This window comes from Psychrobacillus vulpis (genome assembly GCF_006861825.1).
In the GTDB taxonomy this organism is placed as follows: domain Bacteria; phylum Bacillota; class Bacilli; order Bacillales_A; family Planococcaceae; genus Psychrobacillus; species Psychrobacillus vulpis.
In genome coordinates this window covers 186,739-199,302 of sequence record NZ_VDGI01000001.1, presented here as the reverse complement: position 1 = coordinate 199,302, position 12,564 = coordinate 186,739, and the positions used below count along the sequence as shown (strand labels likewise).

12 protein-coding genes and 1 pseudogene are annotated in these 12,564 nt (G+C 35.9%); 8 read left to right on the top strand and 5 right to left on the bottom strand.

The genetic code is table 11. From position 1 onward, the window contains the following. The first annotated feature begins 118 nt into the window (after window positions 1–118). Window positions 119–1,147, top strand: coding sequence for a beta-carotene 15,15'-monooxygenase (locus FG384_RS00955; RefSeq protein ID WP_142640683.1), 1,029 nt, complete (start codon window positions 119–121; stop codon window positions 1,145–1,147). A 202-nt stretch (window positions 1,148–1,349) separates the two neighbouring features. Here FG384_RS00955 and FG384_RS20500 read toward each other — a convergent pair. Together FG384_RS20500 and FG384_RS00950 are read right to left on the bottom strand one after the other, a co-directional pair. Continuing rightward, window positions 1,350–1,445: pseudogene (locus FG384_RS20500) on the bottom strand (DsrE/DsrF/DrsH-like family protein); the annotation flags it as partial. A 78-nt stretch (window positions 1,446–1,523) separates the two neighbouring features. Then, entirely contained in the window at window positions 1,524–1,784 is a 261-nt protein-coding gene (locus FG384_RS00950) for a metal-sensitive transcriptional regulator (RefSeq protein WP_142640682.1), read from the bottom strand. Between the two features lie 151 nt (window positions 1,785–1,935). On the opposite strand from FG384_RS00950, the gene FG384_RS00945 reads away from it, so the two are divergent. After that, a complete protein-coding gene (locus FG384_RS00945) occupies window positions 1,936–2,541 on the top strand; it encodes an alpha/beta hydrolase (RefSeq protein ID WP_142640681.1) in 606 nt (201 codons plus the stop codon). 51 nt (window positions 2,542–2,592) lie between these two features. On the opposite strand, the gene FG384_RS00940 is transcribed toward FG384_RS00945, so the two are convergent. Beyond that, a complete protein-coding gene (locus FG384_RS00940; protein ID WP_142640680.1) occupies window positions 2,593–4,725 on the bottom strand; it encodes an MMPL family transporter in 2,133 nt (710 codons plus the stop codon). A gap of 108 nt (window positions 4,726–4,833) precedes the next feature. Here FG384_RS00940 and FG384_RS00935 point away from each other — a divergent pair, with 108 nt between their 5' ends. Beyond that, a complete protein-coding gene (locus tag FG384_RS00935; protein ID WP_142640679.1) occupies window positions 4,834–5,466 on the top strand; it encodes a pentapeptide repeat-containing protein in 633 nt (210 codons plus the stop codon). Between the two features lie 41 nt (window positions 5,467–5,507). On the opposite strand, the gene FG384_RS00930 is transcribed toward FG384_RS00935, so the two are convergent. Together FG384_RS00930 and FG384_RS00925 are read right to left on the bottom strand one after the other, a co-directional pair. After that, the gene (locus FG384_RS00930; protein ID WP_142640678.1) at window positions 5,508–6,506 is read right to left on the bottom strand and encodes an inorganic phosphate transporter; all 999 of its coding nucleotides are present in this window, start codon (window positions 6,504–6,506) and stop codon (window positions 5,508–5,510) included. Between the two features lie 12 nt (window positions 6,507–6,518). Beyond that, the gene (locus FG384_RS00925) at window positions 6,519–7,139 is read right to left on the bottom strand and encodes a DUF47 domain-containing protein (protein ID WP_142640677.1); all 621 of its coding nucleotides are present in this window, start codon (window positions 7,137–7,139) and stop codon (window positions 6,519–6,521) included. 314 nt (window positions 7,140–7,453) lie between these two features. Between FG384_RS00925 and FG384_RS00920 the strand changes: the two genes are divergently transcribed. From FG384_RS00920 to FG384_RS00900, 5 genes are all read left to right on the top strand, one after another. After that, the gene (locus tag FG384_RS00920; protein ID WP_476748476.1) at window positions 7,454–7,963 is read left to right on the top strand and encodes an NfeD family membrane protein; all 510 of its coding nucleotides are present in this window, start codon (window positions 7,454–7,456) and stop codon (window positions 7,961–7,963) included. 18 nt (window positions 7,964–7,981) lie between these two features. Further along, on the top strand, window positions 7,982–9,499 hold the full coding sequence (locus tag FG384_RS00915; protein ID WP_142640676.1) for a flotillin family protein: 1,518 nt from the start codon (window positions 7,982–7,984) through the stop codon (window positions 9,497–9,499). A gap of 163 nt (window positions 9,500–9,662) precedes the next feature. Then, a complete protein-coding gene (locus tag FG384_RS00910) occupies window positions 9,663–10,673 on the top strand; it encodes an HD-GYP domain-containing protein (RefSeq protein ID WP_142640675.1) in 1,011 nt (336 codons plus the stop codon). Further along, window positions 10,651–12,027, top strand: coding sequence for a class II fumarate hydratase (fumC, locus tag FG384_RS00905; protein WP_142640674.1), 1,377 nt, complete (start codon window positions 10,651–10,653; stop codon window positions 12,025–12,027). The genes FG384_RS00910 and fumC overlap by 23 nt, the downstream gene beginning before the upstream one ends. 21 nt (window positions 12,028–12,048) lie before the next feature. Beyond that, entirely contained in the window at window positions 12,049–12,540 is a 492-nt protein-coding gene (locus FG384_RS00900; protein WP_142640673.1) for a PCYCGC motif-containing (lipo)protein, read from the top strand. Window positions 12,541–12,564: the final 24 nt, after the last annotated feature.

Sequence of the window (12,564 nt, the reverse complement as noted above, 5' to 3'; positions counted from 1 at the left end):
TGAATTCTTTTAGCTAGTAAATATTTTGTGAAGTCATAAAATTGTACCTTTTTTTGGGAGGTTTTTATGCTGTTTTTATCAACAGGAAAGATATAATAAAAGAAAAGGAGGGATATATATGGTTTATCGCAAAACCCGAAAGGCTAATTTAGCATTGGCATTTCTTCTTCTAGTACTTACTTCGAATTTTCTTCTTTATCAATCTGAAGTTCCAGATTTTTTATCTCTTCCGCTAACTAGCGGAGTAGCGATAGGATCTCTAATTGATTTTGCGATTGTTGCACCTTTTTTAGTTTATTTGGCATTTAAGATTTCTATAAAACAAACACTTGGATTAATGGTGTTTGGTCTTGTGTTAGCAAAATTTCTTATCCCAGCGAATCTGTATGCACCTTATAGGGAAATACTGTACACAGGTCTTGCATTGGAAGCATTGTTAGTGTTAGCAGAAATAGCGCTAATTTTTATCGTAATACGTAAAGCTTCGGCAATTCGAAATGAAATGAAAGAAATGAACGAGGATATAATTTATAGCCTACTTCCATCAGTTGAAAAAATAGCAACAAAAAATGTTTTCATTCGTATAATAATGTCCGAATTTTTAATGTTTTATTATGCTTTGTTTACATGGAAGAAGAAAGCACCTAGTCACGAGGGTGTAGTTACCATGCATGAGAAAACGAGTGCAGTTGCGATGAATATTATGCTTATACATGCCATTGTGATTGAAACAATCGGAATACATTGGTGGCTACATGAAAAATCACTCGTTCTGTCGATTATTTTACTCGTCCTGAACGTATACTCGGTCTTTTTTATAATAGCTGACATTCAAATCACAAGACTTCATCCAATGGAAATTAAGAATGGGAAACTATATATTACACAAGGGATGGCTTCCCGAATTATTGTTTCTTTATCTAACATTAAGGAAGTGGAGTGGGGGGCAGCTTTACCGAATAAGAATACTTTGCAATTTGTATATAAGGATTTTGAAAAAATAGAACCGCAAGCAATCATTCGTTTACATGAACCAGTAGAAGCAACGATGTTTATGGGAATAAAAAAGAAAGCAACTGAATTTGCAATTCGTGTGGATGAGCCTCAAAAACTAAAAGACCTTTTAAAGGGGTTGTCCGATAGGTAAGAAAATCGTTGAAACGGCTCCCTTGAGGTGGACGTTTCCTCAGCCTCCTCGGTAGCTAGAGGGGTCTTCGGCTAATTCCATTCCGCAGGAGTGTCGCCTTTTTCAATGGTTTTCTAGAAATTAAAAAGGTAGAGTGTGGGAATTTCAATTGGATCTTCCCACGTGCATTATACTCCCAAAATGTATGGGAAATTGTTACCTAATGATAATAAGCACCGTTGGCAAAAATATATGCAGCCATTGCTTTGTCATAATCTGCACTAAACAAAACAATAGTAGTACTTTTCTTTTCAGACACGTTTTTCCTCCATTTTTTTATTACCTATAGGGGTATACTTTTATTTAAAAGAGTAGACTGGTATTATAAATACCAATCTTATCTACTTTTTACTAGCAAGTTTACAGCTTCTTTGACTAATACATCTGCATCTTGGCCTTGTTCGTTTGCATTTCTAACGCAATCAACAAGATTTGAACTAACAATAACACCTATTGTACGGTCGACAGCAGACCTAGTAGCTGATAGCTGTGTGATTACATCTTTGCAATCTTTTTCTTCCTCCATCATTTTCAAGATACCTCTCAATTGGCCTTCGATACGTTTCACTCTATTCTTCATTTGATCATTGAACTCCATTATCTTCTTCTCTCCTTACAGGTCTCTCGGGAATATATATATTATACCTATGGGGGTTATCAATGCAAATGTTTTGTTACATTATTTGACCAAACAAATTAATCAAGTTATAATTATCTTGAATTCGAGATAAATAGGAGGGAGCATGAACATGAAACATGTTTTTTATAAAGGTGAAGATTCAGCTCGTCCCACATTATTGCTTTTACACGGAACAGGTGGGAATGAACATGATCTAGTTCCATTAGGGAAAGAAGTAGACGGGAAAGCAAATATATTAAGTGTCCGTGGAAACATACTAGAAAACGGAATGCCACGTTTTTTTAAACGATTAGCAGAAGGTGTGTTTGATGAAGAGGATTTAATTTTCCGAACAGAGGAATTGAAAAACTTCATCGATGAAGCAGCAGAGAACTATGAATTCGACAGAGGTAATGTAGTGGCAATTGGTTACTCGAATGGAGCAAATATTGCGGGAAATCTTTTATTTCAATATGAAAACGTATTGAAAGGGGCTATTTTGCACCATCCTATGGTACCAAGACGTGGCATCGAAGTACCGAAACTTTCTCACACTCCAGTATTTATAGGAGCAGGGAAAAACGATTTTATGTGTCCAGCAGCTGAATCAGAGGAACTGCGCTCTATCTTAACTGATGCAGGAGGAAAGGTAGAGCTATACTGGCATATGTATGGCCACCAGTTGACACAAGACGAAGTACAAGCAGCGAAAGAATGGTATAAAAATAATTTCTAAGTAATAATTAAAAACTGCCAAGCGAAATGTACTTTTCGCTTGGCAGTTTTTTTAGTGCCAATTATTTGGTTTATATGGTCCTTTGCTAAAGGGCATCCACCAATTCCACTTTCCAAATAATTTCATCAAACTTGGAACAAGTAATAGTCGAATGATCGATGCATCAATTGCGACCGCAATCGCAATACCTACACCAATTTGCTTGACTGGCATTACATCTGTAAACGCAAAAGCACCAGTTATAACAATCATTATAAGGGCTGCTGACGTAATAATTTTACTCGTAGAAGTAAGTCCATCTATCGTAGCTACCGTATTATCTAGATGTTTTGAATACTCTTCTTGGATACGAGAAATTAAAAACACTTCGTAGTCCATACTTAATCCGAATACTAAACTAAATACAATAACGGGTATGATTAGTGCTATTGTTGTTTCCTCTATGCCCAAATGTCCGTATTGGAAAATATAGACGAGTATACCGAAAGTAGATGAGAGGCCAATAACATTCATAATAATGGCCTTTAAAGGAATTAATATCGAACGGAACGCAACCATTAATATAATAAAAGTGGAGCTTAAAATAATTGCTAGTAATACTCCTACTTTATCAAATATTTCATCGAAAATTTCTTGATTGAATTTTGGGTGGCCCCCAAGCATAATATCGACATCTAACTCTTTTTCAGACCAATCGCGTGCCCAATTCTGTGCTTCTTCTGAAGAGCCATTTAAGTTAAGGGTTACCGGAACTAATAACTTTTCACCTTGTACGAACGTTTCGAACAGCGGCTTCAATTGACTTTGGACTTCAGGAACCTGCATATTCTGTTCCCATTGCTCTACTGTAGAAACTTGAATTGCTGAAAATATAGAATTGACACTATCTACATTTTTGTCATCTAGTAATTGGTCTTCTAATTTTTTCATTGCATTTAAGCCGTCTGTATTGTCCCAGCCATCTTTTCGTTCTGCGATTATATAGATGGTCGATTTTTCACCTAATCCAAATTCTTTGTCCATCAATTCATATGCTTGGCGAGAGTCATAAGAGAGAGGCAATGAATCCACTTGTGGAATAGCTAACTTCATATCTTTTACAGGAATAATTCCAATACCTAAAATAATTAGGGCTACAAAAACTAATAGAACTGGTCGTTTCATAACAAAGGCAGCAAAATTACGCCATCTAGTAGAAGCACCAGGTTTTACTTTTAAAATAGTCCATTTATTTATCCGATCTTTGATTAATAATAAAAGTGAAGGTAGTAACGTTATAGAAGCCAACACAGCCATCGATACAACCAACATTCCACCTAGAGCAAGGTTTTGGAATATCTCCACTTCCATTACAAGCATTGCGCCTAGTCCTATAAATACACAAACCGCGGAGAAAATGATAGAACGCCCAGCTGTTTGGATTGCTATTTGAACTGCTTCTTGTACCGATTTTTTCATCCGCTCTTCTTTATATCGATTAATGAGCAATAAAGCAAAATCAATACTTAATGCAAGCCCGAGCATGGGGATGATATTCATGATAAATATTGATAAATCCATCGTATTACTGAACAATGTCATTACTCCAAAGGTAGAAACAACCGTAATAACTCCAACAACCAATGGGATAAAAGCTGCAACTACACTTCCAAAGGCTAGTAGTAAAACAATTATTGCAATTGGTAGTCCGATTGCTTCAGCACTTGCCAAGTCCTTTTGGCTTGCAGTATTAATATCTTTATTTATGGCAGCTCCACCTGTTAACGTTACACCTTTTTCACCATCAATGGCTTCTCTGATTGAGTCTACTACCGCAGATAAATCGGTTGTATCGCTATTAAAATGAAGCAAAGCGTAGGCAATATGATCTTTGTAAAGTGCATTATCTTCTAGTGGCGATTGAATGGATTCAGCTAAACCAAGTTGTTCAATATCGTCCAATGTCCTTTTTATCGTGTCATCGGTTCTATTATCAAAAACAACAAACAACGTTTCTGCTGGAAGATTAAATGTACTCGTTAGTTCTTCCATAACCTGTTGATGCTCTCCATCTGTTTTAAAACCGTCCCCCTCTAATAAACTAGGCAAACGTACAGCAAAAATAGCTAAAACAATAAATAACATCAACCAAATAATCAGTATAGCTTTATAGTAACGTGTCACTATATTGGATAACTTTTGCAAAAAAAATTCCCCCTTACTTCATACCTTTCTTTATTGTACTGGAAAGATGTAAGGACATACTAATATAATGTTAAAATAATAGAAATGAAAAAGAGAGGAATATTAGCCGTGAAAATAACCCCGCCAAAGTTACCAAACTCTTTAACTGAAATAGATGTAAATCATGCACTACTTGAAGATTATTACGTTTCTGAAGGAATTGTAACGTCCTTAGAACTAGAAGAGGAACAAGAAGAGAAAATTATTTTTGATCAAATACATTTTCAAAATATTTCAATGGAAGGTATTCGATTTCGCCAAGTAGAATTTATAGATTGTTTATTTGAGAAATGTGACTTATCCAATGTAGATTTTGGGGACGCTGTATTTCACCGAGTGGAAATTCGAAGCTCAAAATTACTCGGTACGAATATTTCTCAAAGTAGATTAACTGAGGTGAGAATAGAGGAATCGGTTGCAAATTACGCAAGTATGAGCTTTTCAAAATTAAAGAAAGTAGCATTTAAACATGTTACGCTAAATAGTGCTGATTTTATTGATACTTCTTTTGATAAAGTGAATTTTGAAAAATGTGAGTTAAACGGTGTCAATTTTACGGAGACGTCTCTAAAAGGCATCGATTTAAGTACAAATACATACGAACAATTAACTGTGTCTATGGAAAACCTTACTGACTGTACTGTATCTACTGAACAAGCTATTAGATTTGCAAAGAGCCTTGGATTAATAATAAAAGAATAATGTATACAAAAAGAACCTCGTCATTTCTGACGAGGTTCTTATTAGAAAAATAAGTCAAGTATTTGGAAGATAACTCCTGCTAATATTGCAGAAATCGGTAATGTAATAATCCATGTTATAACGATCTTTTTAGCAACCCCCCACTTAACACCTTTCACACGTTGTGCAGATCCAACCCCCATAATCGCGGAAGAAATTACATGTGTTGTGGAAACTGGTAAATGAATAGTTGTCGCACCAAAAATGATAAGAGCTGATGATAAGTCTGCTGCTGCTCCGTTAATTGGACGAATTTTCATTATTTTACCGCCAACCGTTTTGATAATTTTGTAACCGCCTATAGAAGTACCAAGCCCCATTGCGGTTGCAGCTGCAATTCGTACCCATAACTGTATATCGTCGGTTGATTGCCACTCAGCAGCAATTAAAGCCATTGTGATAATCCCCATTGCTTTTTGCGCGTCATTTGTACCATGTGTAAATGACTGAAGTGCAGCAGTTCCTATCTGGAACGTGCGAAATCCTTTGTTTGTCCCATATAGGCTTGTGTTTTTAAAGAGTACTTTGAACAAAGACATCATTAAAAATCCAACTGCAAAAGCAAGGAATGGAGAAATGAGCAAAGCTTGAATTATTTTAATGAATCCTTCCCAGTTTAATATGGCAAATCCAGCTGCTGACACGGCAGCACCAGCGATAGAGCCAATTAATGTATGAGAAGAACTGGATGGAATTCCGTAATACCAAGTTACTAAATTCCATATAATAGCAGAACATAAAGCAGCTAGAATAATAAGAGAACCATTTTGTAACGTGAATGGGTCAACAATATCTTTAGTAATTGTTTTAGCTACTCCAGTAAAAGTAAGAGCCCCAACAAAGTTCATAATTGCGGCCATTAATACAGCTACTCTAGGTTTTAAAGCTCTTGTAGAAACAGAAGTTGCAATAGCATTTGCTGTGTCATGAAATCCATTGATGAAATCAAAAGCTAGAGCAAAAATTACTACAAGAATCGTAAGAATGAGAATAGAGTCCATATGTACGCACTCCTACGCATTTCGCATGATAATTGTCTCAAGCGTATTCGCTACATTCTGACAATAATCTGCGATCTCTTCTAATTGTTCGTATATGTCCTTAAACTGAATGATGCGGATTGGGTCTTTTTCGTTTAAGAATAATTTTTTAATAGACGAGCGTAATACTTCGTCACATTTGCGTTCGTAGTCTTTAATCAGGATAGAATGTTCGTGCATTTTAAGAAGTTTTTTCTGAGCAAGAAGTTCCATTGCTTTTACAATTTCGTCCGTACTTTTTACGATATACCCTAAAAATGTACGCATAGATTCATCAATCTCAATAAGAGAGAACATTTCTAAATGAGCTGTGAAATTATCAATTCCATCTAAAATATCATCCATTGAATTTGCTAATTGAAGGATATCTTCGCGCTCAATTGGTGTCATGAATGATTTATTCAACATTACGATTAAATCATGAATTAAGGAATCTCCTGCGGTTTCATAATTTTTAAGATGAACACTAATTTCCTTCAAATCTGGAATAGTTTCAATACGAAAATCATCAGCGTAATGTGCAGCCTCTTGTACGTTCTCAGCGATTTTTAATAGCGATGAAAAAAATGGGTCTGTTTTCTTTGAACTAATCATAAAAGCCTCCTGGACTTTGAAATTTTATTTGTACTATTTAACCTAAAATATCATAACAAAAAAATTACAAAATCTACACAGTTTTTACTTCTGACGAGCGAAATTTACAATGCTGTAACATTACTCCCTAAAATAAGGGTGAAAATTAGTAAATGTAAGCGCTTATAATTTCAATTTTACAATTAATGAAGTTAAATGTCGAAAAATAAGAAGATAATATTTTATTCGAAGATTTTTTGTAAAAAAGTAAAAATATGAAACTTTCTGAAATAATTTCCGTATATATAAGCAGATATACATTAAGAAGCAAAGGGGTGATAAAAATCGAACAACTTTTTTTATACGGTTTAATCATTGTTGGGCTTGTGACAATTTTATACGTATTATTCGCGGATGCTATAGATGGCATGGATGCAGGGATTCTTAACCCGACTGTCATTCTATCATTTATATTATTTGTATGTGCAACCGGATTTATACTGTTAAAACTTACGGAGTGGAGTAATACGGTAATCATTGTAACTGCATTAATTGTTTCAAGTATTTTATCATTTTTATTGTATTACTTCATTCTTATACCTCTCTCATCAGCAGAAGTTTCTACTGCTTATACAGATGAATCATTACAAGGGCAAGTAGGGAAAGTCATTGTTCCTATACCAACTGATGGGTTCGGTGAAATTGTCATTGAAACAGTAAATGGAGTGATTTCGAAACGAGCAGTTGGATATGACAATGAGGAAGTCGAATATGGGAAACAAGTTCTAGTTATTGATGTAGAAGGAGGCACATTTTTTGTAAAAGAATATGAGCCGCTTAAATAATGAATAGGGGGAAAAAGCATGAATATAGATATGGGGCTATTAACGGTAATCGGAATTGTTGTGTTTGTAATAATCATAATGCTTGCGGTGTACATTACTAAGTACCGAACAGTTGGTCCAGATGAAGCTTTAATCGTAACAGGAAGTTATCTAGGGTCAAAAAATGTACATAAAGATGACTCAGGTAACCGAATAAAAATAATTCGCGGTGGTGGTACTTTTGTATTTCCCGTATTTCAACAAGGGCAACCACTCAGTTTACTATCGAGTAAATTAGAAGTTACAACTCCTGAAGTGTACACGGAGCAGGGTGTTCCTGTTATGGCGGATGGAACAGCAATTATTAAAATTGGTGGTTCCATTTCTGAAATTGCAACTGCGGCTGAGCAATTTCTAGGAAAATCAAAAGAAGATCGTGAAAACGAAGCGAAGGAAGTATTAGAAGGTCATTTACGTTCGATATTAGGATCAATGACAGTGGAAGAAATTTATAAAAACCGTGACAAGTTTTCTCAAGAAGTTCAGCGTGTAGCTTCTCAAGATTTAGCTAAGATGGGATTAGTTATCGTTTCATTTACTATAAAAGATGTTAGAGATAAAAATGGATATCTAGATTCACTTGGGAAACCGAGAATTGCACAAGTGAAAAGAGATGCAGATATAGCAACGGCAGAAGCAGAAAAAGAAACTCGTATTAAACGAGCAGAAGCCTCAAAAGATGCGCAAAGAGCTGAGTTAGAGCGAGCTACAGAAATTGCGGAGGCAGAGAAAGAGAACCAACTAAAAGTGGCGGAGTATCGTCGTGAGCAGGATATTGCAAAAGCACGTGCGGACCAAGCTTATGAGCTAGAAACTGCTAGGTCTAAACAAGAAGTAACTGAACAAGAAATGCAAATTCGAATTATTGAGCGTCAAAAGCAAATTGAACTAGAAGAAAAAGAAATCTTACGTCGAGAAAAGCAATATGATTCCGAAGTAAAGAAAAAAGCGGATGCTGATCGATACGCTATTGAACAAAATGCGGCAGCTGCGAAGTCTCGTGAGATAGCAGAAGCAGATGCTGAAAAATATCGAATCGAAGCAAAAGCAAAAGCAGATGCAGAGAAAGTTCGTTTAGACGGGCTTGCAAAAGCGGATTCTCAAAGAGCGCAAGGGGAATCTGAGGCGGATGTTATTCGTTTAAAAGGTCTTGCAGAAGCAGAAGCAAAACGTAAAATAGCAGAGGCATTTGAAATGTATGGCCAAGCTGCAGTATTAGATATGATTGTTCATATGCTACCGGAATATGCGAAGCAAATCGCAAGTCCACTTTCAAACATCGACAAAATCACCGTTGTTGATACAGGAAGCGGAGATGGTGGAGGGGCAAACAAAGTGACCTCGTATGCAACAAATTTAATGTCTACTTTACAAGAATCATTAAAAGCATCTTCCGGAATAGATGTGAAGGAAATGCTTGAAAACTACTCTGGAAAAGGAAATATCCGTCCTAGTATTGAGCAATTAACGGAAGAAGTAAGGAAAGTAAACGAATAAGAATAGGATTTTCTTACTTCTGCGTGAAACTTTTGAAGGTGGCCTTTATAGTGATATAAAGGTCATCTTTTTTAATTTGCTAAATTTTCAGTACTCTTTAATTGTAGAAAAATGTATAATATAAGAATAAAATGTGTAATGCTGTCAAATGCATGGAGGATAAATGATACTTACAATAGAACAGATGAAGGACATAAAAATGAAAAAACATTTGTCTAGAGTAATTACGGATCAATCTGTAACTACTTATATTGGACATGCAAATAATATTTCATACTCCTTATACACCTTGCTTCCTGAAAGTACCTCATGGATTTATTATAATCCGAATGATTGTTCTGATTTTACAGAACGCTACACTATTCTTAGTGGTGAGTTAGAGGTTGAAAGAAATGGTGAAAACATCGTTTTGTATCCAGGCGATGTGATTGATACGACAAAAAACGATGCTATCTTTACCTGCTATACAAAAGAAGGAGTAGAAATATTATTAGAAATGACATCCTCCTATTTTGAAATGAGCTTTACGGAAAGAGAGATTATTCAGCTCGATGCAAAAAGAATTCAAGAAGTAGATGGTTATACGTATCACCATTGTGCCAGAATAAGAGATTACTCTATTGAACTTTGGAAAAGATTAAAGCCAAAATCAGAAGGTTTGTCTATTTTAAGTTTAGGCTCCTATTTTCACGATATAGGAAAATTAGCCGTCCCCATTGAAATATTAAATAAACTTGGAAATCTTACAGATGACGAATGGAAAATTATTAAAATGCACACTACAATAGGCGCAGAGATGATGCGAAATCATGAAATAGAAAGACTACGGCAAGCCGCTTTTATTGTAGAAGAACACCATGAGCGGTATGATGGAAAAGGATATCCTTTCGGGTTAAAGGGAGACGAAATTTCACTGGAGGCTTCGATCGTATCTGTCGTAGACGCCTTTGATGCTATGACTACCAATCGTGTGTATAGAGGTGCTATTACGATTGAAGAAGCAATTCAAGAAATGAAAAATGGCAGAGGAACTCAATTTAATCCAATTGTAATTGATGAATTTATAAAAATGCTAGAAGAAAAAAATAATGAATGGCAAAAAGATGTAATGCGTGTGAATACTAGTCACCTAATAAAAAGGAGTGGAGAAAATGTCTTATCGAATAGAGCATGATTCTATGGGAGAGATAAAAGTTCCGCAAGATAGTCTTTGGGGAGCTCAAACGCAAAGATCTAAAGAAAACTTTAAAATCGGTAATGAGAAAATGCCGATTGGTGTTGTTCATGGCCTTGCCCTTTTAAAAAAATCTGCAGCAATTGTGAGTCACTCTCTTGGCAATTTGTCAGAAGCTAAAAAGGATGCCATTTCCGCTGCATCTGACGAAATTCTAGCTGGTAAACTAGATGAGCACTTCCCACTGGTTGTATGGCAAACAGGTAGTGGTACACAATCCAACATGAACGTAAATGAAGTTATCGCGTTTAGAGGAAATCAAATTCTTGAAGAAAAAGGTGTCGAGGAGCGACTTCATCCAAACGACGATGTAAATAAATCGCAAAGTTCGAACGATACTTTTCCTACAGCTCTACATATTGCAGGCGTCATTGCAGTAGAACAACAACTTTTACCTGCAATCAATGTATTAAAAGAAACGCTCGGGAAAAAATCTGAGCAATTCATGGATATTGTGAAAATCGGACGAACGCATTTACAAGATGCAACACCATTATCGCTTGGTCAAGAGTTTAGTGGATGGCATCGCATGCTTGAAAAATCTGCGAAAATGATTACTCAAAGTGTCCAAGATATGAAAGAGCTTGCAATCGGTGGTACGGCAGTTGGAACGGGACTGAATGCACCAAAAGGTTTCGGTGATTTAGTTGCCGCGGAAATTTCAAAAGCTTTAGGCATTGAATTTACTTCTGCTAAAAACAAGTTCCATTCTTTAACAAGCTATGATGATGTTGTATATGTGCATGGTGCAGTAAAGGCACTTGCAGCAGATTTAATGAAAATCGCAAATGATGTACGTTTACTTGCAAGTGGCCCTCGTTCAGGTATTGGGGAAATTTCGATTCCAGAAAATGAGCCAGGAAGCTCAATTATGCCTGGTAAAGTAAATCCCACACAAAGTGAAGCTATGACTATGGTTGTGGCACAAGTTATGGGTAATGATACAACGATTAGTTTCGCAGCTAGCCAAGGGAATTATCAATTGAATGTTTTTAAACCAGTAATCATTCATAATTTCCTGCAATCGGTTGGATTACTAAGTGATGCAATTATGAGCTTTAATAACAATTGTGCAGTTGGAATTGAGCCGAATGTAGAAACTATCCAGCATCATGTGAACAATTCGCTTATGCTAGTAACAGCATTAAATCCATATATCGGCTATGAAAATGCAGCAAAAATTGCAAAGCATGCGCATAAAAATGGAACTACATTGAAGGAAGCAGCGGTAGCACTAGATTTACTAACTGCAGAAAAATTCGATGAGCTCGTTAGACCGGAAAAAATGATTTAAAATGAAAAGGATTCTGATAACATGAAAAAAATTCTATTTATACTGTTGATTTCTTTATTAGTGCTTTCTGCATGTGGTCAGAAAAATACACAAGAAAGTAAAGAAGAACACGAAGATCATATCGCACATTTAGAAAATGGCGATCTACAAGAGACAACTGCATCTACTGACGTATTACCTTCATTTTTAGATAATCAATCAGAAGATATGCAATTGGTTTATCAAGCAGCGGCAAAAGCACATGATGTATTAAAATGGATGCCTTGTTACTGTGGCTGTGGAGACAGTGCTGGACATTTAAATAACTTTAACTGTTTTGTTCATGAGATTAAAGAAAATGGAGAAGTTGTTTGGGATGATCATGGGACACGCTGTGCTGCATGTGTAGAAACTGCAATAGCTTCCATCAAAATGGTGCAAGAAGGCAAGTCTCTTACTGAAATTCGTAACGTAATCGACGAAGCTTATAAAGAAGGCTATGCAGCACCGACTAAAACACCAATGCCATCTTAAATAAAATCCCTAGCTTATTTTTTT

Coding starts and splice junctions, on each gene's coding strand:
- FG384_RS00950 (WP_142640682.1), bottom strand. CDS start 1,784: ATGGAGTTCAATGATCAAATGAAGAATAGAGTGAAACGTATCGAAGGC.
- FG384_RS00945 (WP_142640681.1), top strand. CDS start 1,936: ATGAAACATGTTTTTTATAAAGGTGAAGATTCAGCTCGTCCCACATTA.
- FG384_RS00910 (WP_142640675.1), top strand. CDS start 9,663: ATGATACTTACAATAGAACAGATGAAGGACATAAAAATGAAAAAACAT.
- FG384_RS00915 (WP_142640676.1), top strand. CDS start 7,982: ATGAATATAGATATGGGGCTATTAACGGTAATCGGAATTGTTGTGTTT.
- FG384_RS00955 (WP_142640683.1), top strand. CDS start 119: ATGGTTTATCGCAAAACCCGAAAGGCTAATTTAGCATTGGCATTTCTT.
- fumC (WP_142640674.1), top strand. CDS start 10,651: ATGTCTTATCGAATAGAGCATGATTCTATGGGAGAGATAAAAGTTCCG.
- FG384_RS00930 (WP_142640678.1), bottom strand. CDS start 6,506: ATGGACTCTATTCTCATTCTTACGATTCTTGTAGTAATTTTTGCTCTA.
- FG384_RS00925 (WP_142640677.1), bottom strand. CDS start 7,139: ATGATTAGTTCAAAGAAAACAGACCCATTTTTTTCATCGCTATTAAAA.
- FG384_RS00900 (WP_142640673.1), top strand. CDS start 12,049: ATGAAAAAAATTCTATTTATACTGTTGATTTCTTTATTAGTGCTTTCT.